The sequence below is a fragment of the bacterium genome, from assembly GCA_035527515.1.
Taxonomy (GTDB): Bacteria; B130-G9; B130-G9; order B130-G9; family B130-G9; genus B130-G9.
In genome coordinates this window covers 1-25,343 of the sequence record DATLAJ010000037.1, presented here as the reverse complement: position 1 = coordinate 25,343, position 25,343 = coordinate 1, and the positions used below count along the sequence as shown (strand labels likewise).

General features: G+C 55.0%; 20 protein-coding genes. 15 read left to right on the top strand and 5 right to left on the bottom strand.

The window, feature by feature from the left end:
* The first annotated feature begins 10 nt into the window (after positions 1-10).
* The 5 genes from glyA (at position 11) to VM163_02480 (ending at position 7,572) form a co-directional block, all read left to right on the top strand.
* On the top strand, positions 11-1,249 hold the full coding sequence (gene glyA / locus VM163_02500) for a serine hydroxymethyltransferase (protein ID HUT02744.1): 1,239 nt from the start codon (positions 11-13) through the stop codon (positions 1,247-1,249).
* Between the two features lie 327 nt (positions 1,250-1,576).
* Positions 1,577-3,358: an RNA polymerase sigma factor RpoD gene (gene rpoD, locus VM163_02495; GenBank protein ID HUT02743.1), complete on the top strand. Its 1,782-nt coding sequence runs from the start codon at positions 1,577-1,579 to the stop codon at positions 3,356-3,358.
* A 59-nt stretch (positions 3,359-3,417) separates the two neighbouring features.
* The gene (locus VM163_02490) at positions 3,418-4,209 is read left to right on the top strand and encodes a UDP-2,3-diacylglucosamine diphosphatase (GenBank protein ID HUT02742.1); all 792 of its coding nucleotides are present in this window, start codon (positions 3,418-3,420) and stop codon (positions 4,207-4,209) included.
* Positions 4,210-4,215: 6 nt separating this feature from the next.
* Positions 4,216-5,250, top strand: a complete 1,035-nt coding sequence (gene tsaD / locus VM163_02485) for a tRNA (adenosine(37)-N6)-threonylcarbamoyltransferase complex transferase subunit TsaD (GenBank protein ID HUT02741.1) — start codon at positions 4,216-4,218, stop codon at positions 5,248-5,250.
* Between the two features lie 48 nt (positions 5,251-5,298).
* Complete coding sequence (locus VM163_02480) at positions 5,299-7,572, top strand: hypothetical protein (protein ID HUT02740.1); 2,274 nt, start codon at positions 5,299-5,301, stop codon at positions 7,570-7,572.
* A 17-nt stretch (positions 7,573-7,589) separates the two neighbouring features.
* Here the strand turns inward: VM163_02480 and rsmB are convergent, their stop codons facing one another.
* From rsmB to VM163_02465, 3 genes are all read right to left on the bottom strand, one after another.
* On the bottom strand, positions 7,590-8,942 hold the full coding sequence (rsmB, locus tag VM163_02475; GenBank protein HUT02739.1) for a 16S rRNA (cytosine(967)-C(5))-methyltransferase RsmB: 1,353 nt from the start codon (positions 8,940-8,942) through the stop codon (positions 7,590-7,592).
* The gene (gene yihA, locus VM163_02470; GenBank protein HUT02738.1) at positions 8,939-9,499 is read right to left on the bottom strand and encodes a ribosome biogenesis GTP-binding protein YihA/YsxC; all 561 of its coding nucleotides are present in this window, start codon (positions 9,497-9,499) and stop codon (positions 8,939-8,941) included. The genes rsmB and yihA overlap by 4 nt, the downstream gene beginning before the upstream one ends.
* Positions 9,500-9,647: 148 nt before the next feature.
* Positions 9,648-14,243 carry a hypothetical protein gene (locus VM163_02465; protein HUT02737.1) on the bottom strand — a complete coding sequence of 1,532 codons (4,596 nt, stop codon included), beginning with the start codon at positions 14,241-14,243 and terminating at the stop codon, positions 9,648-9,650.
* A 377-nt stretch (positions 14,244-14,620) separates the two neighbouring features.
* Between VM163_02465 and VM163_02460 the strand changes: the two genes are divergently transcribed.
* The 7 genes from VM163_02460 to VM163_02430 all read left to right on the top strand — a co-directional run bounded on the left by VM163_02460 (position 14,621) and on the right by VM163_02430 (position 21,786).
* On the top strand, positions 14,621-14,905 hold the full coding sequence (locus VM163_02460; GenBank protein HUT02736.1) for an HU family DNA-binding protein: 285 nt from the start codon (positions 14,621-14,623) through the stop codon (positions 14,903-14,905).
* A gap of 42 nt (positions 14,906-14,947) precedes the next feature.
* Positions 14,948-15,301 (top strand): MerR family transcriptional regulator, encoded by a 354-nt coding sequence (locus VM163_02455; protein HUT02735.1) that lies wholly within the window; start codon positions 14,948-14,950, stop codon positions 15,299-15,301.
* Between the two features lie 3 nt (positions 15,302-15,304).
* Positions 15,305-16,435: an SDR family NAD(P)-dependent oxidoreductase gene (locus tag VM163_02450; GenBank protein ID HUT02734.1), complete on the top strand. Its 1,131-nt coding sequence runs from the start codon at positions 15,305-15,307 to the stop codon at positions 16,433-16,435.
* A gap of 146 nt (positions 16,436-16,581) precedes the next feature.
* The gene (yaaA, locus tag VM163_02445) at positions 16,582-17,049 is read left to right on the top strand and encodes a peroxide stress protein YaaA (GenBank protein ID HUT02733.1); all 468 of its coding nucleotides are present in this window, start codon (positions 16,582-16,584) and stop codon (positions 17,047-17,049) included.
* A 9-nt stretch (positions 17,050-17,058) separates the two neighbouring features.
* The gene (locus VM163_02440; GenBank protein ID HUT02732.1) at positions 17,059-19,617 is read left to right on the top strand and encodes an SIR2 family protein; all 2,559 of its coding nucleotides are present in this window, start codon (positions 17,059-17,061) and stop codon (positions 19,615-19,617) included.
* The gene (locus VM163_02435) at positions 19,607-20,599 is read left to right on the top strand and encodes a hypothetical protein (protein ID HUT02731.1); all 993 of its coding nucleotides are present in this window, start codon (positions 19,607-19,609) and stop codon (positions 20,597-20,599) included. The genes VM163_02440 and VM163_02435 overlap by 11 nt, the downstream gene beginning before the upstream one ends.
* A 233-nt stretch (positions 20,600-20,832) precedes the next feature.
* Complete coding sequence (locus tag VM163_02430) at positions 20,833-21,786, top strand: hypothetical protein (GenBank protein ID HUT02730.1); 954 nt, start codon at positions 20,833-20,835, stop codon at positions 21,784-21,786.
* Between the two features lie 47 nt (positions 21,787-21,833).
* Here VM163_02430 and lat read toward each other — a convergent pair whose 3' ends face one another.
* Together lat and VM163_02420 are read right to left on the bottom strand one after the other, a co-directional pair.
* Entirely contained in the window at positions 21,834-23,189 is a 1,356-nt protein-coding gene (lat, locus tag VM163_02425) for an L-lysine 6-transaminase (GenBank protein ID HUT02729.1), read from the bottom strand.
* On the bottom strand, positions 23,167-23,658 hold the full coding sequence (locus VM163_02420; GenBank protein ID HUT02728.1) for an Lrp/AsnC family transcriptional regulator: 492 nt from the start codon (positions 23,656-23,658) through the stop codon (positions 23,167-23,169). The genes lat and VM163_02420 overlap by 23 nt, the downstream gene beginning before the upstream one ends.
* 83 nt (positions 23,659-23,741) lie before the next feature.
* On the opposite strand from VM163_02420, the gene VM163_02415 reads away from it, so the two are divergent.
* The 3 genes from VM163_02415 to VM163_02405 form a co-directional block, all read left to right on the top strand.
* Positions 23,742-23,915, top strand: coding sequence for a hypothetical protein (locus VM163_02415; protein HUT02727.1), 174 nt, complete (start codon positions 23,742-23,744; stop codon positions 23,913-23,915).
* 785 nt (positions 23,916-24,700) lie between these two features.
* Positions 24,701-25,063 carry a hypothetical protein gene (locus tag VM163_02410; GenBank protein ID HUT02726.1) on the top strand — a complete coding sequence of 121 codons (363 nt, stop codon included), beginning with the start codon at positions 24,701-24,703 and terminating at the stop codon, positions 25,061-25,063.
* 83 nt (positions 25,064-25,146) lie between these two features.
* On the top strand, positions 25,147-25,343 hold a 197-nt coding region (locus tag VM163_02405), incomplete at its 3' end, for a hypothetical protein (protein ID HUT02725.1).

The window sequence follows — 25,343 nt, the reverse complement described above, 5'->3', positions numbered from 1 at the left end:
GATGCTTTCGATGGAGATTGTCAAAGAGGTCGATCCAGAGATTTACGAGGCGATAATGAACGAGGAGCATCGTCAGCTCGAGAAGCTGGAACTGATCGCGTCGGAGAACTTCGTATCCGAGGCTGTTCGGCAGGCGCAGAGCTGTGTGATGACGCACAAGTATGCGGAGGGCATTCCGGGCAAGAGGTATTATGGGGGGTGCGAGTTTGTCGATGTTGCCGAGCGGCTCGCGAGGTCACGCGCGATGAGCTTGTTTGGTGCGGACTACGCCAACGTGCAGCCTCATTCAGGCGCTCAGGCGAACATGGCGGTATACATGGCGGTGATGAAGCCGGGCGACAAAATGCTCGGGCTGTCGCTCACCTGCGGCGGGCATCTGACGCACGGCAGCCCGGTCAATTTCTCCGGGAAGCTCTATAACGTCGTTCCCTATGGCGTGAATCGGCAGACTGAGCAGATCGATTTCGATGAGGTCGAGAGGCTGGCACTCGAGCACAGGCCGAAGCTGATCGAGGTTGGCGGCAGCGCCTATCCGAGGACACTGGATTTCGCCAGGTTCAGAGAGATAGCGGACGAGGTCGGCGCCGTTGTCATGGCGGACATTGCGCACATCGCGGGCCTGGTTGTTGCTGGGGAGCATCCGAGCCCCGTTCCACACTGCCAGTTCATTACGACAACGACACACAAGACGCTTCGTGGCCCGCGCGGTGGGATCATTCTGTGTACCAAGTCCGACCGGAAGCTGATCAACAGGAGCGTATTTCCGGGGGTGCAGGGCGGGCCTCTGATGCACGTCATTGCATCGAAAGCGGTTGCGCTCAAGGAGGCGGCGACCGACAGTTACAGAGAATACATCGGTCAGGTTGTGAAGAACGCGACGTCGCTGGCCAAGACGCTCATGGATAGGGGGTATCGGCTTGTTTCTGGGGGCACGGACACGCACCTGATGCTGGTCGATGTGAGCGCGAAGGGTATGACCGGCAAGGATGCGGAGGAGTGGCTGGACAAGGCGAACATTACCTGTAACAAGAACACGGTCCCGTTCGAGACGGAAAGCCCGTTCATAACCAGCGGGATCAGGCTCGGAACGCCGGCGCTCACAACACGCGGGATGAAAGAGCCAGAGATGGAAAAGGTGGGAGAATTCATTGCCGATGTGCTTGACAGCCGCGGCGACGAGGGCGTCGTGGCGCGGGTTGGCAAGCAAGTCAAGGAGCTCACGTCGGGCTTCCCGCTTTATGCGCACTAGCGGGTGTATGGAATCTGCGAGGAGCTTGCGTGCGGATTGGCGGGACCTATCGAGCGTAGGGCGAGCCCCGGACGCCGGCGGTTTGTAGAGCTTCCCCGGCCAAAAGGCCCACGTATGCGGCAAATTGACGGCGAGGCGGCCCGCAACTGGCCCGATTTTGTCGGAGCGTTCTGTCAATCTTGCGCTTTGTTGGTTGACAGATCTCGCGATCGATGATATAGTTAGAAATAGCATGGACATGTCAGAAGCGGTTTGGACTGCGATAGCCCGCAATTGTTGTTCGGTAATTAGAGCGTAAATAATCCCAATTCCTCTAGGGGTACCCAAATGGTGACAAAGACGAGTCTGGCTAGGTTACGGGAGGAACTCCTTAAGAAAGCAAAGTGTCGCAAGGTAGTTACCTACCAGTGGATAAGCGACGAGTTGCCTTCTGGCGTTCCGGTATCTGGCGAGGAGCTGGATGACCTGATGATGGCGTTGAGCCAGCACGGCATCGAGATCGTGGACGCTGGCGCCGACGAGTTGATGGACCAGCTCGTGCAGGAGTCTGTGCCGGAGGAGGCGCCTGAATACGCCGATGACGAGTTGGATATGGATGAACATCATTACGACTCGGCCAAGGAGCACTCGCCCGTTAATGTGTCCGACACGTTGAAGATGTACTTTCGGGACATGGGCAAGGTGCCGCTTTTGGATAGAGAGGGCGAGGTCAGAATCGCCAAGCGGATCGAGATCGGCAAGACCAGGATTCTCAAGGCCGTTGTGTCTTCCCCGTTGGGCATCAAGGACCTGTTGCGTTTTGCGGCTGACCGGAGGCGGCGGGACAACATTCGGGAGATCGTCAAAGTTGAGGATTATCGGGAGAGTTATGACGAGGACGAGGATCGTGCGCGTGTTCTTAACACACTCTCCGATGTGAAGGCGGGATACAAGGATTATCTGAGCATGATGCGGCTTTGCAGGCGGGATGCGACCGCGACCAGGGATAACCGCAAGAGGGCCGGCAAGCTGTTTGCCGAGATAATCCAGAAGCTCATGTCACTAAATCTAAACCCGAAGTACGTCAACAGGATCACCGAGAAAATACGCGATCTTCTGAACCAGTGGACGGAGTGCGAGAAAGAGATTCGCAAATATGAGGAACACTGCGGGATGCCGGTTCAGGAGATCAGGAACGCGATACGTAGGCTGCGCGGCATTGCTGTCGAGAACAGAGACCGTAAAGAGAGACAAATAGGGTTCACGCTGGAGGAGCTCAGGGAGATAGACAGCATAATCAAGGACCGGCGCAGAAAGATAAAGAAGATCAAGGCCGAGTCGGGGATGACCTTGCCTGCATTGATGCAGGTATCGCACAGGGTTGCGATGGGCCAGGAGATCGCCAAGGAGGCCAAACGAGAGCTTTCAGAGGCCAATCTTCGGCTGGTTGTAAGTATCGCCAAGAAGTATGCCAACCGCGGATTGCATCTGTCCGACCTGATTCAGGAGGGCAACATTGGGCTGATGAAGGCAGTTGACAAATTCGAGTATAAACGTGGCTACAAGTTCTCGACGTATGCTACGTGGTGGATACGCCAGGCAATCACTAGGGCAATGGCGGACCAGGCTCGAACGATCAGGATACCGGTCCACATGATCGAGACTATCAACCGTATTGTTCGCACTTCTCGTTACTTGGTGCAGGAGTTTGGCCGTGAGCCGACGCCAGATGAGCTCGCACAGAGGCTCGCGATACCTCCGGACAAAATTCGCAAGATCATGAAAATAGCTCAAGAGCCGATCTCGCTGGAGACCCCGATCAACGAGGAGGAGGACAGCCACATCGGCGACTTCATCGAGGATAAGAAGATAATATCCCCGACCGACGCGGTCGATCGTCAGAACCTCAGGGAGATCACCCACCAGCTTCTGAGAAAGTATCTAACGCCGCGCGAGGAGATGGTAATCATGCTCAGAATGGGCATCGACACCGGATACGAGCACACCCTTGAGGAGGCGGGCATCATGTTCAACGTCACGCGGGAGCGCATTCGCCAGATCGAGGCCAAAGCCCTCAGGAAGCTACGGCATCCGACGAGGCGCAAGTTCCTCAAAGGCTTCACCCCTTAACCTGCTCGACCGACAAGACAGCTTCGATGGGCGCGTATCGCCTCTTGCTTTCCTGATCAATGAGCCTTATTGCAGTTTCGGACCTTCATCTTGCGCCAGGGGAGAACGAGCTTCAGGCCTGCTTCGTTCGCTTCCTCGAATTCATAAAGCCTGAGGCCGAATCAATTATCATAAACGGCGATCTGTTCAGTTTTTGGTTCGGATATCGCGATGTGGTTCCGTACTGCTATGTGCCGGCGCTATCCAAGCTGCTGGACCTTGCCGACAGCGGTGTTACTTTCAAATACCTGCACGGGAACCATGACTTCAACCTCGGGCCATTCTTCGAGCGAGCGCTGCCCGCAGTGATTTTCGCCGACTCGCTTCAGCTGGACTACCTGGGCGCCAAGGTCCACGTAGAGCACGGCGACCTCCTCGATCCAGACGATATCGGCTATAGGATTCTCAGGAAGGTCGTCAGGAGCAGACCCATGGCCTGGCTATTCCACGCTTTGCCGCCTCATATAGGCCTTCATGTGGCCAACTGCTCTGCACACGTCAGCAGGAACTACGTGATCGGCAAGAACAGCAACTTCTACTATCACTGCTTCGATTCGGCATACAGAACGATGAAGTCGGGCGCAGACCTTGTCGTCTATGGCCACGGCCACCGCACCATCTTCTCCGAGATGCTCGTCGATGATCGCCAGAAGCTGCTGGTGATGCTCCCCGGCTTCGAGCAGGACGGGCTGTGTTTCCTGCGGCTTGCGCCGGGCAGAAGTGGGATATTCACTTTCGACATGAGCACTGGCAAGGAGAGGCCGCTTCATCTTTTCGATATCGCCACGCTTGGTAAGGAACTCGAGGTGTAGTGTTACTTGACGCTTATCTTAGGCATAGATACATCCTGCGACGACACGTCCTGCGCGGTTGCGTCGGACGGAAGAGAGATTCTCTCCAACGTCGTCGCCTCGCAAATCGCTGACCACTCCGAGTTCGGCGGCGTAGTGCCGGAGATTGCCTGCCGGCGGCACATTGAGAACATCATATCGGTTGTCAGAAGAGCTCTTTCGGATGCGGACTGCACGCTCGGCGACTGCTCCGCGATAGCGGTTACGCAAGGCCCTGGGCTTGTCGGTGCGCTGCTTGTTGGGATAGGCGTTGCCAAGGCAATCGCATACTCACGCGGCCTGCCACTGGTGCCCGTCAACCACCTTGAGGGGCACATCATCTCGCCTCTTCTTACCCCAAGCGCTCAATGCAGTTTCCCGTTTGTCTCGCTCGTCGTCTCCGGCGGCCACACCAGCCTCTACGTTGCAAGAGACTTCGGTCAATATGAACTCAGGGGCCGGACGGTTGACGACGCGGCCGGCGAGGCGTTCGACAAGGTAGCAAAGGCGCTCTCGCTGGGCTATCCGGGCGGCCCGGTGATTGAACGGCTGGCGAGCCAGTCACGCGGCGATTGCATCTCTTTCCCAAGCCCGATGATCAGGCACGACAACTACGACTTCAGCTTCTCCGGTCTCAAGACAGCAGTCCTCAACTACCTCAGGTTCGAGCTCGGGATTGCCTCACCGCAAGATGCCTCGGCCAAGCTCGAGGCCAGCATGGTCAGCAGGATATGCGCTGGGTTCCAGCAGGCCGTATTCGACGTCTTGATCCACAAAACTCTGAGGCTTGCCCAATCAGAGGACATCTCGCTGATCGGACTCGGCGGCGGAGTCTCAGCCAACGCCGAGCTGCGCAAGCGGCTCTCGGACGCGGCTCGAGAACGGGGGCTTCACGTTCTGTTGCCGCCCAAGGACCTCAGCACTGACAACGCCGCGATGATCGCCTGCGCTGCGTTCCACCACCTCGAGAAGAACGAGCTCGCAGGCCTCGACCTCGACGCGGTCCCTGGCCTTGCTCTATGACCGCTCCCCTCGCCGCAGCTTCAATCGGACAAGCATATTGAGAGGGTTATGGTGGAAGACAATAACGATGCCGAGAACCTAATACGGCCGAGCAGAAACGGACGGAGCGAGCTGCTCCTCCTCGCGCTCGTATTCCTCATGCTTTCCGTGGTCTTCACTCGCAACGTTGCGCTGTTTATCGCTGACGGGACCCCGTGCGGCGGTGGCGACTCGGCCATGTTCGCCTGGAACTTCTGGTGGGTTGCCGAACAGATCAAGCATGGCGACCTGTTCTTCAACTGCGACTGGGCGATGATCCCGTTCGGGATCAGGACAATCTATCACACCACAATCCCCCTGCACTGCGCCGCGCTTGCGCCCATTACTTGGCTTTGGGGACCAATTGTCTCGAGCAATCTAAGCCTGATCTTGTCGTTCGCTCTTGGAGCACTCGGCATGGCCGTTCTAGTTCGGTTTCTCACCGGCTCCCATTTGGCCGGCCTCTGTGCCGGAATCGCGTTCGCCTTCTCTACAACGCACTGGTACCACGCTATCGGACACTACAACCTGACAGCTACAGAGCTTCTCCCATTTTGCCTCTATTTCCTGCTCAAATGGACCAAAAACCACAGACAGTTTGACCTTGTCATGGCGGCCGCGCTCCTTGCTCTAAACCTCTACAACGACTACACCACGACAATCATCCTTGGCCTGTGCGCTGCCCCGATCTTCGTGCTGGGTCTCGTCCGGACAGCAAGGTCTCGCGGCAAGAAGAAAAGCCTGTTGGCCCTTAGTTTGGCGGCTGTTGTGTTCTGTGTCATAGCCTCTCCTGTAATCTACTACGCCAGCGAGTTCTCGTCGCTGTTCGACGCCGATTGGGGGCGCGACACGGGTCTTGCGGTGCGGTCATCGGCAGACGCATTCAGCTACTTCGTCCCGGACAGCCTCGTGTGGTTCGCCAGCGAAAGGCTCAAGCAAGGATGGCCCTCTCGAATCACCGGCGGCGGACTGGACCGGCCCCAGTTCTTTGGCGTCTTCGCGCTGCTTCTGCTTTGTCTTGGCGCTTTTTCTCTTCGCAAGAAAGACAAGGGCCTTCTCGTGTGCCTGCTGGTCGGACTTCTTGTCTGTTTGGCCATATCGCTTGGGCCCAAGCCAAAAGCGTTCGGCGTGCAGTTCATTCCAGCTGCACTGTCTCCATTCACCCTCCTAACAAGCCTTCCGCTGCTCGCAGACCTCAGAATCCCCGGCCGCTTCGGGCTCGGAGTAGCGCTGGCCGGGGCGATTCTCGTTGGCTTCGGCGCTGCAAGACTCTTCTCAAAACAAAGGTCTAAGGAGGCCACGGCGATACTGACCGTGCTGGTCGCCGGACTATTGTTCGCGGAGCGAGTGCACGTGCCCATCACCACAAATAGGACCAGGCTCCCTTCGGTCTATAATGCGATTGGAACGCTTTCGCCCAAGCCACGAGGGATTCTCATTACTCCATTCCAGGTGTGGTCAGGGCAGGGCATGGTTGGGACCTTCCCGTTCGTGGACCCCTCGATCATGCTCTTATACCAGACAGTGCACAAGACCCCCATGGCTAACGGCTATGCATCTCGCATACCGAGGGAGATCACATCGTATTACCGACAAGCGCCCCTTCTGTCCAGCCTCATGGCTCTTCAGACCGGACGAGGGATTGACCTCGACCGTATTCTCTCTGAGAGGGACTATGTCGAGCAGATCACGTCCCTTCTGGGACTGACTCATATCGTCTGCGATTACAGGGCCAACTACTGGGCGGGCGGCTATCCAATGAAGCGCTACATCGAAGATGTGCTCGGCGCTAAAATGGTCTATCAAGACAGGACAGGGCGCATCTATCGACTGCCACTCACCGACAAACCGGCGAGACGGCTCGTCATCACACCCGACGAGCCCTCGGCAAGGCTATATCTCATGGAGGGCTGGCAGAACCCCATCACATATTCAGGCAGAAAGCGCATCATCTTCGACCCCTGCCGGCGCCGCGCCGGGAGCTCTCGTGCCCCGCGGCTGAGGGTGATCTTCAGAAACTGCACGAGCTCGAATGAGCTACATTACGTCTGTCAATTCACACCTGTCTTCCCTGCTCGATTCAAGATGACTCACTTCAGAATCGACCTTGACGGCAACGCCATCCCGAACGACCAAATCTCTGAAGACGACAGGACGTTGGTCCGAGGCGCACTCGATTCAGAGTTGCTGCCGGGCCTGCACTACCTGACGCTCGCGCCGAACCACGATGTTGAGGAGGACTCGCAGCCGGATAGCCTGTCCGACCAAGCGATGTTCATCGAGAGCATCGAACTTCGGTGGTGACGTGGGTCGCTCGCCGTCTAGGGCTTGCGCCGAAGAAGCGAGAAGAACATCCCGTCGCAGTCATAGACATGCGGAAACAGCGTGAGGCCAAACTCGCCCATCGATGGACGAAGCAGCGCGGGAACATCGGGTAATCGGCAGACCTCGAAGTCAGCATTGCGGCTCAAGAACTTCCTGATGACTTCCTCGTTTTCCTCGGGCTCCAGGCTGCACGTGGAATATAGAATCGTGCCTGGCTGCTTGGCGAGTTGCATGCACGATTCGAGCATGTTGAGTGCCAGGCTGGCCGTTTTTCTCAGATGCGACGGCCGCACGCGCCACCTTATCTCTGGGTGTCGGCGGATGGTGCCTGTGCCGGTGCAGGGCGCATCGAGAATGACGAGGTCGAAGGATTTTGGTCTCAGCGTTGGGGAGAGAAGGTCGCCAGCGACTAGGCGGACGTTCTTGAGGCCGAGCCTCTTTGCCTGCTCTCTGCTTTGCTCCACCTTTCTCAGATAGGTGTCGTTTCCGACCACGAGAGCGATTGGGAAACGCTCCGCAAGCAGCGTGAGTTTTTGGCCGATGCCGGCGCAGACATCGACTATCGAGTGCGGCCTCAGAGTTTCAACAAGCAGGCTCAAGACCTGTGCTCCTTCGTCCTGAACAGTGAACAACCCCTCGCGCCACTCCGGCGTCTCCTCGAGCGGCCCAGGTCCCGAGAGCCTGAGCGCACTGGGGCACAGCGCGGACGCCTCCGCACCAAAGCCGCGCATAGCGAGCCTTTCTGCAAGGTCGGACACTGTTATCTTGGTCCTGTTCACGCGAACGGCCTTGACTGGCAGCTCGTTAAGCTTCGAGATGAGCGCGACTAGCTGGTCCCTCGCAAACCTATGGCGCCACCTCTGCACCAAGTATTCAGGGAAAGAGAACGCAACAGCAACCGACTTCACGAACTTCGCCTCGTCCGCCTCGAACGCGACTTTGGGGCGCTCGAGGGACGACTTGCAGCGGACGAGGCGCCTCAGCAAGGCGTTCACAAAGCCAGCAGCCTTCGGCCCGCATCGCTCCTTCACAAGGCCAACGCTCTCGTTGACCGCGGCAGAATCAGGGACCCTTTCCATGAACATCACTTGATAGGCGCCGAGCCTGAGCGCTGCGAGGGTCCGCACGTCAGTTTTGCCGGGCCGGAACGACCCGGCCTGCATGAGATAGTAGTCAAGCAGCGTGCGATTCCTCAGCGTGCCAAAGATGAGCGCCTTGGCGAATCGCCTCTCGGTCGGCGGGAGATTCTGGCTTTTGGTCAGGAGCGCATCTAACAGCGAGTCCGAGTAGCTCCGCTGCGTTTGGACGCGCAGCAGCACCTCATAAGCGATGGTTCTTGCGGATGTCATGTTTTGGTATAGGAGAGAATGCGCCTCAAGAGCTCCGACCTTCCCAGCCCTGTCTTCGATGAGAAGAGGATGACTTGCGAGCTCTTGATGCTTTCAATCGCGCCCGTTATTGCCTTGACGGCTGCGTTGTGCTTTGACCTCGATATCTTGTCGGCCTTCGTCGCGGCAACCACGAGCGCAACGTTGTGTGCGGCCAGCCACCGCCAGACAACCACGTCCGACGTCTCAGGCGGCCTTCTGCAATCTACGAGCGAGACGCACAGCGAGGCGCGGCCGGATGACAGGTATGCCTCGATCAGCGGCGCCAGTTTTGCCCGAAGGGCCTTAGATGCCTTCGAATAGCCATATCCCGGCAGATCGACCAGGCAGATAGCATCGTTCACGCTATAGAAGTTGATACACCTCGTTCTCCCCGGGGTTACGCTTGCCCGAGCGAGGCGCTTTCTCTGAACAAGGCAGTTGATTAGCGAGGACTTACCGACATTTGACCTTCCGGCGAACGCGATCTCTGGCAGAACTTGGTCTGGCATCCAATCTAGTGAGTGCGAGCTCGCCATAAATCGAACCGAGCTTATGCGCATGAGTTTGCGGACGTGTTGTTATTGTGATCGAAAAACTCGCTACCCCGCCCAAGACACTAAATAACAGAGGTCGCCCTCACAGCGGACGACCTCTGCAGGAGAAGAATAATGAGAGAAAAATCAGCTACTCGATTCCTTGGCCAAAGGCCTTCTGCGCCTTCACGAGACATCCATCGCCGCTAGAGCTATTCCACAGCATTGCCCAAGCGATAAGAGGCATCGGCGGCACCGCATTTGAGCTAATCGTCAAGCACCCGTGCCCCACAGTGTCCAGCATGCTAACCGATATTGAGAACAGGCCGCGCGGCATCAAGCTAAACGGGACCTCGCCTACGAGGAAACCACGCTGATCGTTCACTGATATTTTGCCCGTGACCGGCGCATCGTTGGGGTTGCGGACCCATATAAAAGTATCCTTGTATAGAAGCGAGTCAAACTCCCAATACGGGATATATATGGGCGGCGTGAAGCTCTTGGCTGGGGGAACAGGATAGAACTGAGACCGGTTGCTGTTCAGCCATACTGCGAACACGCCTATCTCGCCGCTCGTTGGCCAAACCGCCCGGGCCCAACCAGCCTCCCCAGTCATGGTGCATCTGCTAGCCTGAATAACGCTCATTCCACCTGCCGGCACCGAGGCAAGGTCGGCGCCTCGGATGTTCGCTGCATCATTGTAGAAAGTAATCTGAGACGAGACAGGCCTATCGCCGAGATTGGCAAAAACGACGTAGGTGTCAAGGTTGAAAGCGGGCTGATTCCTCCAAGACGGCACCAAATACGGCGTCGTCTCGCCGCTGCCAAGAACAGGCAGCTCAAATCCTCCGCCTCTCACTTTGTTGAGCATAACGGCCCAGACCCTAACCGGGTCGCTGAAGACCAGCTTGGCCGAACCGATGCTGGTCCCAGTTATTGCCTCGGAGAAAAGCAACGTCCTAATCCCGAAAGGCGCCAACTCCAAGTGTGTCGTTGCTGTGGCTGCGCCAAACTCATCAAGAAAAGTGATCTCCGCGCTCACATCGCGATCAAACTGGTTTGCCAGGGCGATAAATGTATCGTATTTGACCTTGCCATCTCCGTACCTGATGACCTGCCAAAACGGCAGGCGAAGCGGGCCTGGCCTTGCACCTGTAAGGTCAAGAGCGATAGTGGGTCCCGCATCGACCTTGCCCCACACAACCAACCGCCCGTTCGTCCACGTGAGGTTCCCACTGCCAGTATCGGAATCGGTTACTCCAGGAATCTCCGAGACCTTCAGGACCTTCGTCTCGTGCCCAGCAACCTGTATCGAATTCGGGGTGATCGGCTGACCGTTGTATCTCCAAAGCGAGACCTGAACGTCAACCGGGTCGCGCCCGGTGTTGGTCAGCACGATGCTCGTCTCGATGTTCGGCGAGATGTTCTTCTCAACGATCCAATACGGTAAGATCGCCTCCTCCTGATATATGACCGTCGGACCAGCGAAATAGCCGGTCTCGGGAGACCTCGCCGTGCCACCAAAGCCATCGTTTGCGAAGAAGTAGTAGTGATGCTCGCCCGACGATAATGCGCCCGGCGATGCGACGTAAGTGTAGGTGCCGTCAGAACCTTCTCCCGACGCAAGCCACATCTCGTGTTCATCACCGTCCAACCAGACAGACATAAGATGAGGCGCATCACCCTCCTCATCGAAGTAATCGACGCCGAACACGTATCTATCGAAAAACCTACCTGTCTCGGGATTGACCGCCGGATCGCTCAACACTGGTGGTGTGTTGGTCTTGCTCACATAAGGCCCCTCGAACTCGTCTCCAGCGCTTGGCGTCCTGGTCTCGGCGCCCAAGCTGTCTTTGGCGTAGAACCAATACGAGTGCAGCCCTTCGGAAAGACCGAAGACCGACACCCCATAGACGCCATTCGCAGGGCTGCCGCTCAGAAGCTCCATTTGGTGGGAGTCCCCATCGAGATACATGAGGACCTCTTCGGCGGGGTTGGCGTTAATATCTGAATAATCAACGCTGAACTGAAACTCCGTTGTCCCAGTACCGGACGCAGGGTCCACCATTCCCCTATTCAGATTAGGCGGCGCGTTAGTTCCGGTCACATCAGGGCCTGATATAACACCTTTCATCGGCAGCCGGCCTGCACCACCCGTCTCGTCAATGAAGCTGAAATAGAAGCTATGACTACCCAAAGCTAGCTGTGAGGTGCTGAAGTAGTAGGTTGCCCCGCTAGCGAAGTTGGCCAGCTCAGGTATCGCGGTCGCCGCGCCGTCGTCAGTAATGCCTTCGAGGAACGACATCTCATGCGGTGAACCATCCAGGACCACCGTCTTGCTTATCGGTGTATAATCGTGCGGACTCGTGTAACGAACGGTGAATGCGACTGGTGTCTGAAACAGCGGGCGCCTCGGCGAGACCATCCCATCAGAGAGCATCGGAACCTCTCCCCCGCCCAGCACAACCGGCCCGCTGACGTAGCCGGCCGATGGCCATCGAGTTGTCTTGCCGTAGCAATCGTCAAACTCGAAGTAATAGACGTGGCCCTCCTCGCTCAGGAAAGTCTCATACCTGTACAAACCGTTCTCCGCAGAGCCAGATGCCAGCCACATCTGGTAAGGAACGTCATCTATGAACACGTAGGGGTTCCCCGGAAGGTCGCCGTCCGAATCGTAGTAATAGACCGAATACGTAAACAAACTGATACGTGATCCTGTCAAAGGCGAAACGCCCGGGTTCGAGAGATCCGGGGCAGCATTATACTGCTCACCGACCCTGACGTTCTCGTATGTCCCGCCACGGGCCGGAAGCCGTCCTGTGCCACCATTGCCGTCCTTGAAGTAAAAGTAGTACTTGTGGATACCTGGGCCAAGCGTTACCTGCGCCTGATAGTATGCATCTGAGCGTTTGACCGCACCCGGACTGCCAACTATCAGCATCGGATAGGGAACCTCGTCGATCACGACACAACCGTCGTAAGGACCATTGTCTCCGTCCCAGATTCCATTGCAGTTGGCGTCATCGAAGCGCTCCGACTCCCATAGTCCATTAGCATTGAGGTCGATGAAAGTATCCCCGTCCTTCGGATTGTACGGCGAGTCTTGGGAGGACCACCAGTCAGTCGGGTCCGGCCAGGGGTCGCTGCCCGGATCAACATACCATGTGTCATCCGAGCAGTGGTCGCCCATATCGTTCCAACCCTCATAGTCAATGATGCCGTTATTCGCTATCAGGTCACCCTTGTAGTCTCTCTGCAGCGTTCCTCCAGCCCAGTTCCCACCGTTGTCGTCTCCAGTCCGGAACGGCTCAAAATCCGGCGCCCCATCGACATAAAATCCAGCCTCGTTCACGTCGTAGTAGTGAATACTAAACGTAAACACCGTGCCTGGCGGTCCCGAAAGCGGCGAAACCGATGGCTCGGTGAGCTCTGGCGGGCTGTTGCTGAAACCCAGCGGCGCGGCTGTTATGATCGACCAGTCCTCAAAGTTCTCCATGGCTGCATGCGGCTTGCTGCCGTTCGACCACCACCACGTATTGTGGGCAATAACCTGGTGGGTGCCAGCTGAGTAATTATACCCAACCCCCAAGACCGCATGTGTGTTCCATCCATTCCCAGAGTAGTCAGAGCTGATCCCGAAATAGACAGGATGGTTCTTGTCGATCTCCTGCTGAAGCGTGCTAATTATCGCCGGAGAAACCCCGCGACCCCAATAATCCAAATGGTCGGTGGTGAAGGAGTAGCCGTAAAACTCGCCTGTCTCCTGAATCGTCCTCTCTGCAACCTCACGATCTATCCCGTATTTATTAAGTATGCAGCCGTCGTAGCCTGGGCCGCCCAGCTCCTCGCGACCAAACTCACTGTCAGCTATGTTCTGTCCAAACTCCACAATCTTGTCGTGAAGGTCCTGAATGGTGAACGGCGCTGTCCCGCACCAAGAAAGACTCTCTGGCCCATCAAACCAGAAGTTCTTATAGCCCCAAGCATTGCCATAATAGCCAAGCATCATCGTCATAGAGGTCGGGCCGCAGCCCTTATACCACGTGAACTCGTAGTCGTGCGCCTCGGAGTTGATGATCTTTGCGACCAAGACATCGGCGCCTTGCTTCACTTCCGGGACCCCATTAGCCGACAACACATATTGCCGCCAGAAGCCTTTAACTTTGTCCCGATTCTGCAAGGATACGCTTGTGTATCTGTCCAGGTAAGCCGCCACCTCGACCTTGGGGCACACCCGAAAACTGCCGAGATGAATCACGATGCCATCGGCCGCGTCGCGGTCCTTTGTATTCTTGGCTTTAATCTTCACCAAGTAGTCGAAGGGCGGCGCGAAAACGAACTGCACATCGCCCGGCTCGTAGCCCATATCCCATACTGTGTCCAGAGACCTTTCAAGGCCCCAAGACGGACGCAGACCGCCGGAATATTCGAAGAATGGGTGGAAATCATCCCGGGCGCTGACAGTCATATAACCCAGATACACGTTCTCCCGCTTGACCGAGTAAACATAAACAAGTGGGACGCCACTCAGATCGTAGTATGTTTCCCGGTCAGCGAAATCCGCGTCCTTCCATTCCGGAAAAGATGCAGAGGCCACTGTTTTGCAGTATTGAAGTGATTTATCGAGCTTCTCGGGCGTCAACACCTCTCCCCATACGAAGCTCGCAAAGACAACAAGCAGCACAGCTGCTAAGAGAATGGCGCGAAGCCATGAGGTTCTCGCAGATTTTCCAAATGGGCTGGCCATTTGTGCCTCCTCCTTAATATTTCTCCTGAACATTTCGCTCAAACGATCAACACAATAAATATACCGAGGCGCCCACCACCTTGTCAAGCGAATCCGTAAACACAATAATCGCGCTGTCGGGTTAGCTGCGTTGCAGGTCTGTTTGGGGTGTGGCGGCATGACACCACACCCCAAAACCTCCGACTGGTGCGATTGCGAAGCCAAGTCGTGCGCCCAACGAGCGCATATCGAAAGCGTTAGACGCGCTTGAGGTATAAGACCTCCGCTGCCCAATCTCATCCTTGGGCCCCACTCGCGCAGTTGAAATGCTAGTGCACTTGCCCTACGATGTGCTCGAGTTTTTTGGCGCTTATGGTAATAGGCGAAGTGAGGATCTGTTGAAAGCGAAAACGCTAACCAAGCGAGAGATAGCGCAGGCCTTACGGGATGCGCACGGTGGGCTTTCGCTTGCCGAGTCGCACGAGCTGGCAGATGCTATTTTGGGCGCAATTGAGGAGGGTCTGCTGGCCGACGCGAAGGTCAAGGTCAGAGGCTTCGGAACGTTTGAGCTGAGGAGGCGCCGGCGGAGGACGACGAGACATCCGGTAACGACTGAGCCGGTTGAGGTCCCGGAGTTGGTCACCGTGCGGTTCCGGCAGGGCGGCGACTTCTTCTCGAGATAGGGAGTGCTCCCCGTCTTCGTGGGGTGAAATGCTTTGGCTAAGATGTTCTACAGGATCGGCGAGGTCAGCAAGCTAGCAGAGGTGGACGCTCCCACGCTGCGGTATTGGGAGAAGGAGTTTTCTCTCCTGAAGCCGCAGAAAACCCGGTCGGGACAGAGGATATACAGCCAGCGGGACCTTGAGCTGGTTCTTAGGATAAAAACACTGCTATATGAAGATGGATATACAGTGAGCGGCGCAAGGAAGAGGCTTTCGGGCCCGGCCCGCGAGGTGGGCGAAGCGCCCGATGACAGTGGTCCCGAGACGGATAGGCCGCACGCGGACCGGCTTCGGCGCGCGAGGCAGTTGGCTCGTGAAATACTGGAGATTCTCAATACTCAGAACATATCGGAGTGAGTAATGGCAACGAAGGTTTTGGTTACGGGTGGTGCGGGGTTCATCGGTTCTCACCTGGTAGATAGGCTGCTTGATTCGGGCTATGAGGTTACGGTTTATGACAGCCTCGAGAAGCAGGTCCACGGCGAGGAGCAGAGAGTCCCTGGGTATCTCAGTTCGGATGCGGAGTTCATAAAAGGCGACGTCAGAGACAGGGATGCCCTTTACAACGCGATTAAGGGCAAGCAGGTCATATTTCACGAGGCGGCCGCGGTCGGTGTTGGGCAGTCGATGTACGAGATCGCGCGCTACACGGACATCAACACTATGGGCGGTGCGGTTCTGCTGGACATTCTCGCAAATGAGAGGCATCAGGTGGAGAAGGTCCTGGTGGCGTCGTCCATGTCCATCTATGGCGAGGGCAAGTACGAATGCCCCCGATGCGGAGCGATCCATCCGAAGCTGCGGTCTGAGGACCAGCTGGCCAGAGGCGAGTGGGAGATGCACTGCCCCAAGTGCGGAGCCATCGCAAAGCCGCTGCCGACAGACGAGGAGAAGCCGCTGTCCCCCACTTCCATCTATGCTATCACCAAGCGAGACCACGAGGAGATGTTCATCAGCACGGGCGTTGCCTACAAGCTACCGACCGTCGCGCTTCGATACTTCAACGCTTATGGGCCCAGGCAGGCGCTGTCCAATCCCTACACGGGCGTGTGCGCCATTTTCGGAAGCCGAATCCTGAACGATCATTCGCCAATAATCTTCGAGGACGGCCTTCAGAGCCGCGACTTTATCAGCGTGCAAGACATCGCCGAGGCGAACCTCCTGGCGCTTGAGAGCGACAAGGCCAACTACCAAGTATTTAACGTGGGGACTGGCAGGGGAACCTCGGTGCTCGATATCGCCAGCATCCTCATCGACAGGGTCGGAAAGGTCGAGGGGCTCGTGCCGCAGATTGTAAATAAGTTTCGGGCTGGGGACATACGACATTGCTTCGCGGATATAAGCAAGATCAAGAGCTCACTGGGCTTTGAGCCAAAGGTCTCATTCGAGGACGGTATAACTGAACTGACGAGCTGGGTTGCCAACCAGACCGCGACCGACGGCGTGGAGCAAGCGCTTGCGGAGCTCAGGCGCCGCAATCTGACCTCGTAGTGACAATCCGGTGGGGAGATTCCCACATCGGGATGCGCTTAGGTTCATGGCACTTCGCACCTTGTCTCTTGACAGATCTGAGAACCACCCTTACGGTAGATGTGTTTTGCTCAAGAAGAATACAGACTATGCGAGGCTAGTCGAGAGTGAGAAGAACTGCGTCAGCGCTGCTTATACTGTCGTGCTCTAAACGGAAGAAGCACACTACTGAGCCACTTCCAGCCATTGAGCTCTATGACGGACCCGCATTCAGGGTGGTTCGCAAATTCTTTAGGGAGGCTAACGGGGCCCCGAAGGTCGACGTCGTGATTCTGTCTGCCAAATACGGATTCATTTCCGGAGATGACAGAATAGGGCATTACGATCTTCGCATGTCAAAGAAGCTGGCTAGCGAAAACGCCAATTTGTGGCGAGGTCAGCTTATCAGGCTTCTTAATGGGAGGTTGTACCGCAATGTGTTCGTTAACCTCGGCCGCGATTACATGCTGGCACTGCCCGATCTCGCAGAATATGTAACGAAGATGGGTGAAATCACCACGGCTAATGGGAGGATTGGTGAGCGATTGCATGGGCTGAAGCAATGGCTCCGGGCTCTGGCGTTCGGCCAAAAATAGGAAAGAGACATGTCGGATATTTTCGATGACCCAGATCTAATAAGATGCATTGCCAATGAAGGAGGACTCCTTTTTCTGGGAGCCGGCTTTTCTCAAGCTGCGGGGCTTCCTGGAACACGCGATTTGTGTGATTTACTGCTTAAGAAAATTGCTAATGAGGCACGCAAGAACAAAAAGGATCCGCCAAGAATCGGGGAATACGACCTGGCGGGTGCAGCAGACCATTATGACCATTTCTGTGGCCCCGGCGCCGCGAAGCACGATGTGGCGCAATACTTGAAGCAAAAGACCAAGTCCGCCGATTCTTCGCTTGCATTGTCATTAGTTGATCTGCCGATCTCGGTGATAGTGACCACCAACTATGACGAACTCATCGAGACGGCATTCGGAGACAAAATAGAAGTCTGGTCCAGGGACGATCACGTAGGGCAACGCCAGAGAAGGAGTCTGCTCATCAAAATGCACGGCAGCGCAATAGACGAGAAGGCGATGATTCTCAACCGAGATGACTACGACAATTACCAGAGGCAACGCCCCAAAATGAGCACCGTGATCGAAAGCGAACTCCTGCAATCACGGGTCGTCATAGTTGGCTGTGGTCTTCAAGATGGGAACATGCGTCGAATCATCAAAGGCTTGAGAGACGATCGGAAATGGCAAGCTCCTATCACGTGTGTCATGTTGGATGAGGACAGCACGCTAGAGAACGAATGGAGAAGTTACGGTTTTTGCTTTGTACATTGCGACGCGGGAGAATATCTTCGTGAATTGGTGCAGAAGGTTGACGAATATTCAAGACAAGAACATGAAGTGCTCCATCCAAGAGAAGTGCCGTCTGACATTCCCCCGCAAGAAGATCACAATCCATTCCGGTTCTTCCAGGCGGATAAAATAAGTCCAGAAGACATAGACAAAGTCAGGAAGTACTTCATAGACACCCCGAACTATGCTAAAGTATGCTCAGAAGCCAGCAATACACTCATAGAAGGCCATCGGGGTTCGGGCAAGACCATGCTTCTTCGACATCTTTCGCTTGAAGTTCAGCTAGCGGAAAAGCGAGAGAAGAGCGAAAGGCCTCGTTTCTGTGGCTTTTACATCAAATGTGGGATCAAATATTTTAGCTCTCAACTCTGTCTTGGGTCAGGAGATACAAAGGACAGGGCTTGGGTAGATTATTTCACCCACGTTTTCAACCTGCTTCTGGCTTTGCGGGTGACACAGACATTGAGACTAGTATCGGATCTTGACCTTCTAGACATTGACCGGAATCGCGAAATGGTCTTTTGTCAAGAGCTCTTAGGAGATTTGCTGCGAATCACATCTCTACGTGGCAACGAGAAAACTTGTTTTAAGAGTGCCGACCGAGCAATTGAGGCAGAATTCAATGATGCACGGGCATCACTTGACAGAATAACCTCCTGTTTGCCCCTTGATTTCCCATATCAACTTGTTAACCGTCTGAGGGATTTGCACACGCTATTTGGGAATGCTCAAATCTTTTTTCTACTGGATGAGATGGAGCATCTCACTGATGCACAATCACGCGTTGTGAATTGTTTCCTGCGTGCACGTGATGCTCCCATAACCTACAAAGTTGCTTCTACATATGAGCGATGGCCAAAGAGGGATGTAAACGACGAACTGCTCCGCCTTGGGCATGACTACACACTGGTTATCACAGATAAATACAGTCGTAACGATAAGCAGCGATATTTCAATTTCCTAAGGCGAGTAGCAGATAAGTGTCTTCAGCAGTCTCGCTGTGGCGTCGAAACAGTCGATGAACTGCTTGAAGAACGAAAACGAACCAGCAACGAAGAAAAGATCCGACTCGCGGGCCGGGATTTCTCCGGTTGGCGCAGGTATCCATATCTTTGTTCAGGGATAGTCCGCACGTTCGTAAGCCTGTTGAAGGACACAGTGAGTGCCGCCTATCCTGATATAGCGAACAAAGCTGTGCGAATCAGACCGATCTCCTTTCAGATTCAGCGTTCAGTTGTCTCGAGAAAATCAGCGATACACCGTCTCGGCTATTTGGACACCAAGGATCCTCTGCAGGTGCTTCGATTCATCGACGCATTATCTAGGATGTTTCGCGAGGAGTTTGAGCATAGCGCAAGGCAAGAGCTGGAGAATCTCGCGGAACAAAAGGGGTTTTCCCGAGATAACATCAGGACTGTGTCGCAATTCCACATAAGCGATCCTGGAGACCTATCCCCAAAGATAAAGACCATAATCAACTATTGTGTTGAAGTAGGACTACTTCAGACACCCCTTGGGGCGAGGCAGCCCCAGCAGCGCCGGCACATCCCTCATGACGGCTATAAGCTCCACAGGATGCTAACACCCTATTATCAGCTTTCGTACGCCAATCGACACCCCAGAACTCTTGGTGCTGGCCTATTGAATAGAATATTTGAGCTTTCAGAAAGTGAATTCGTCAAATCCGCTTTGTCGAGACAGCGAAGACCTGAGAATGATCAGTATTCGCTTTTCCAGGAGACGGCCACAGAGGCCAAGCCGGACGAATTACCCGGGCTTGACTATGGGGAGGACGATGACTTCTAGACGAATTTCCCCGCTACTAAACGCTAGTCCGGGATTGGCCTCCGATTCATTTCTACTTACCGCGGTGAGCTTTGAGGAACGATTTATCGCTGGGCTGACCAGACTTACGGAGACAAAAGCGATTTCTATGGTAATGCTCGTTGTTTTTGACGTCTATTTCAGAGAGCCGGAAGAAGGGTCTGACGACCGTGATAAGGACGCTCGAGAGCGCTTTCATGAAAACCATAAACGTGGTCTTCAGATCCTGGTGGATCGCGCAATCCCGTATGATGAAATGCGGCTTACTTTGGATGACCTGGATACATGGACTAAACTCGCGCAGACTCTAGATGTGAGAACCATGGTTTTTGACATCTCCACCTTCCCACGGTCATATATCCTCACGATGCTGCGGTTTATTCCTAGAAAGCCCCAATTTCTCGCATACACTAAGGTCGGACGGCATCGATATCCGGAGGATGCGTACGCGATTGGTCTGAAAAATGTGATCACGCTGCCAGGCTTCGAAGGGGCTGTCGGCTGGCGGCCTACACTTCTTGTGATCTCGCTTGGCTATGAGGGAGCTCGAGCATATTCGCTCTTCAAGCGGTACGATCCTATTCGTACACTCGCAATACTGGGTGATCCGGGAGAGAAAGATTCGGCTCGTAACAAAATACTGGAAACGGCCAAGAAGAACAATAGCACCTTGCTTTCCACGGATTCCGTGTACTATGCGAGTTTACCGAGCTATGACCCCCAGGCATTCTGCGCTCAGTGCGAGGCACTGATCGAGAGACTTCGGCAATCTGTCGAACGCGAACAAGGAATCGCTCCCGATATCGTTCTGGCGCCAGTCGGCACGAAAATGCAGGCTATAGGCTTATACGAGGTGTGGAATAGACATCAAGAATATCAAATGGCCTATCCGATACCGATGAAGCGAAGAAGGGGAACCGAGGAGGCCGGGGAGACTCTATTTTATTCCGGCCCGGAGCAGTGATCCCCTTCTTTGTGGTTGACCGGCCGATGTCATTGAACATCATAAAAACTTTCTTTGTTAATCATCCCGGCGTGCGATTTGGTCTAATGACCCATGCTCTAGTATCGCCGCGGTTTCGACAGCTCTATGCTGATTTCCCTTGTGACAAGTCCGGTTGCTGGCTTCGGACTGATCATGCCGAGTGTCGTCTAACTGAGCCCTGCCGGAAGGCCCTTCAGTTGAGAAGCGCCGTGGTGAAAGCAGTGGATTGCGGGATATTTGCGGACAAGCCGCGGCCGGCCTATCCTGATTTATTTCGCACCTATGAAGAAATGCGCGCTGACTACGGCATAATGACTGATACATTCAGGGACCCGGACTCAACCTATGAGAGCGCGCTAAAAGGCTTAAGCGTTTATCAGAGTGGCGATCGGAGATTTGAACTGATCCTGGTTGCACAAGGAAAGTCAGTGGAGGAATACGTCAAAAGCAGCATCCAGCTTGCGGAGCTCGGGGTTGGGAAACTGGCTATAGGGGGGCTTTTGAATAGGAATGACCACACGGTTAGATATGCTAGTGCTGGCTCCATGAGGAGAATGGGGCAAGTGCTTTCCGCTGTGCGCGCGGAGCTGCCCGAAGAATGGCTCTTCATATTGGGCTGTTATCATCCGAAGAGGCATGCGCTGTTTAAGTCATATAATGTCTATGGAAGTGACTACAAGGGATGGATATTCAACTACAAACACAAGCTCGAGAAGCTGGCAAAAGTGCACAGCGAATTGCTTGGCTTCGAGGCGAAGCTGAGACGAGACTCAACCATGCTAAGGAGCGCGTCGAAAAGAAGCCAGATCTGGCGCGAAGCGGCAAAGGTCCGCAAGAACTATGCCACAACGAGAAACCGGTCAGGCAAGGATACCGAGGAAAAGGCCAAACATCGCCAATCACTTGACGCTCTGTTAACCCGACTCCAAAAACTAGATAGTATGCTTGCCGATATGAGGTGGGACGAGGCTCACTGCGACGGCCTGCCAAAGGAATATTCGATACTTGCTGCCTGTTATCGCCGCCTAGTAGGCCAAACCGATCAGGAGGTGCGGGTGGCAGGGGTACATGACTACCTAGCGCGTCAAGTTTTGCCTAAGCTCAAACCGGCGACCTTAACAAACAATAGAATAACCGCATACGGCGCGCAAAGACCCCAGACTTGATCATCAGGGCCCGAAGCGTACTTGTGCGTGAGCTACAACCTGAGCGGCTAGATATGCGCCAGTGAATCCTCTAGCCTCTGAAGCGCCTCGTCTATATCGCCCGGCGTAACGTTCAGAGCTGGGCGGAACCTGATGCCGCGGACGCCGGTCTTCAGCAGGATCAGACCATTCTGATACGTTTTGCCGAAGAGCTTATCTCGGAGCGCCGTTTCGGAAAGATCGAAAGCACACATAAGGCCCCTGCCTCGAGCGTTCTGGACGGTCCCGGGAAATCTCTCCTGAAGCGCCTTGAGGCCATCAAGCAATCTCTCGCCCATTCTGGCCGCATTCTCAACGAGGTTCTCCTCCTCGATCACCTCGAGAAACCTCTGGCAGCGCACCATGTCCACAAGGTTGCCGCCCCAAGTGGAGTTGATTCGGCTTCCCACTTGGAATACGTTATCCGGAACATCATCGATCCTGCTGCTGCAAGCGATCCCGCAGACCTGTGTTTTCTTGCCAAAACAAAGAATGTCCGGCGCCATGCCGAAGTGCTCGTAGCACCACATCTTGCCGGTCAGGCCAAGTCCGGTCTGAATCTCATCGAAAATAAGCATCGCGTCGTTGTCGTCAGCGACTTTCCTGAGCGCCCGCAAGAACTCTGGGCGGAAGTGATTGTCGCCGCCCTCGCCCTGGATTGGCTCGATGATGATCGCCGCGATGTCGCCATCGTTCCTCAGGAACGCCTCGTGCATCTGGGAAAGAGCACGCTCCTCTGCGGCCTCGACTGCGGAAAGGTTCTCGCCCTCGAGCGGGAACGTAACCTTGGGATTGTCAACTCGCGGCCACTCGAACTTCGGGAAGTACTTAATCTTAACCGGGTCGGTGTTGGTCAGAGAAAGCGTATAGCCGGTCCTCCCGTGAAACGCCTCGCGGAAGTGTAGGACCTGTGTGCCCAGCTCCTTCTTAATGCCGGCCTTGAGATTCTTGCGAACCTTCCAGTCGAACGCTGCCTTCAGCGCGTTCTCAACCGCCAGGCCGCCACCCTCGACGAAAAACAGGTAGCGCGCATGCTTGGGCATGGCGATTCGACCGAACGTATCGACAAACTCCGCCATCTCGACAGTGTAGATGTCGGAGTTGGACGGCTTTTGAACGGCCGCCCTAGTTAGCTTCATCAAATAATCCTTGTCCCGAAGCGCCGGATGGTTCATGCCTAGTGGATTCGAGGCGAAAAACGAGAACATGTCCAGAAACTCGCGATTATAGCGTGAATCGTGAAGCCTGCTCCCCTTGCTCTTCTCAAGATCGATTACGAGGTCGAACCCATCCACAAGCATGTACTTGCCAAGCGTCTCATGAACAGCCGTCGGTTTTATGCTCCTTGTAAACGCCATTTTCCTACACTCCTTGATCTTTCTCATCGTTAGGGCTCTCAGCAGGTATGTCCACAGGGATGCGCGTCGTCTCCTTCGGCGAAGACAGCACGATCGTAGTTTTGGTCTGCCTCACCCCGGGTATCCTGTTTATATTATGGAAAAGAAGGTGTTCAAACGTCTCGATGTTTCGGGTTCTCACTTTCAAGAGAAGGCTGAAATCGCCTGTAACATGGTGACACTCCAGAACCTCCGGCACAGCACGGAGCTCCTCCAGAAGCTTAGACTCGAACCTCGGATGCTCAACAAAAACAAACACAAACGCTGTAATGTCGATTCCAAGAGCGTGAGCGTCCAGAATCGCCGTGTAGGACTTAATGATCCCTGTCCTCTCGAGGCGCTTTAGCCTCTCCGAGATCGAGGCCGGCGAGAGGCCCACGCTCCGAGCCAGCTCAACCTGGGGAACCTTACAGTCCTCTTGAAGCATCGAGAGGATCTTCAAGTCTATACTGTCCAATGCTTCACCCTCAATTGAATGATATTAGGCCAAAGGCCGCTTTCACAAAACAATATAAGACAAATCCGCCACTTGTCAAGATAATGTTCAACAGAAAGGCGGCCGGTCAAGACAGAAACAAAACCGACAGTGGCCGAGGCGCACTGGGCGGGGCCGTAGGGGTGCTGCTTGCCGCACCCTATTCTGCCATGGAGGACAATGTAGGGGCGATTCACGAATCGCCCTTCGCCGTCACAGTGCCCGATCGGATAGTGTAGCAGGTCCCGGACCTGCCCTTTACAGGTCGGTCAAACCAGGGCGATTCGTGAATCGCCCCTACGACCCACACTGATTCTCGGACAGCCCCTACGACACCCTTCTGCCGTTTGGGCGGAGCAAGGGAGGCGCAACGCAGAGACAAATCCGTCAAAAAGGATCGAGAATGATAAAGTCTGTTTTTTAAGCTTGACAAGGCCGGTCCGGATGGAGTATATTTATAGTAAGGTCGCACAATGCGCCTGGGGATGCGCGAGCTTCCACGCAGAGGCGCAGACCTTTTGAGGGGAGCGATGAGAATCGCCAAAGTTTCTCGGAACAGTTTTGAGGATGATGAGGCCAGCGAGGCTGACTTTTCAGCCTATGCCCGGCTGCATTCGGATTCTAGGTTCGGCCACAAGCTGACACATCGGGCGCGTGCGTTCTGCACCGTTGCTCGTTCAGCAAGACCGGCAACGTCTTTCACTGTAATTCTTCTCGTCCTCCCTCTCTGTTTGCCGTTGGTGGCTTCCAATGCCTGGCAACCTATTTCGTTGGAAAGTGCGGGGGGGGCAGCGCAAGCCAGAACCCGGCCTATAAGTTATGATGATGTTTCATTCTCTACTTGCGTTTACAGCCGGGCCTTTCCTGCCGAGTGCGGGAAGAGGGCTCGCGGTACAGTTTAGACCACGAGGCCCTCCTATTCGCCCCGCGCGCCGTTCTTTCAAATGGCATCACCGTTTATGAGAATAATGTCAACTTAGACACAATAATGCAACTTTTTCGAGAAATGTATAGGAGGTTTGAAATGTTGAGAAGAGTTAGAGTAATAGCGATTGTTGGCTCGATCGCTTTGTTGGCCGCACTGGCTTTCGCGGGCTACTTCACTAGTGATGGCTGGGTCACACCAACCAGCGGGTTTGCGAACAGCACTATCTTTCACTATGAGGTTCGCTACAATCTGGATGAGGAGCAGGTACCGCCGAACTGCTACCTCAAGGTCTGGAAGGGCGAGAATCTGTATATCAACCAGCTGATGGCTTGGCAGGATTTTGACGACGTGGTTCACTACATCTATGAGACGACGCTTCCTGAGGGCGACGACTACACATACCAGTTCGAGACATTTGATGATTATACGCTCGTGGGAGTCGGACCTGAAGTGATTTAGCGTCAACAAGACGCTAGAATGGGCGGCGAGGGACCTGAGTCCCTCGCCGCCTCATCCCCTAGAGATAGAGAGGAGAAAACGTGATGCGTTATCTGACAGTGTTATTAGTGTTTGCGTTTATGTTTGTTGTGGCTGTCACTGGTCAGGCGGACTCGTTCTGGCCGATGTTCCAGCGCGACCCAGGCCACACAGGACTTGCCCCTGTCGCAACCGCGGATGACATGGAACTACTGTGGCAGCGGGACGTATGGGCTTTCGGGCTGCGTTCGGACTCACACCT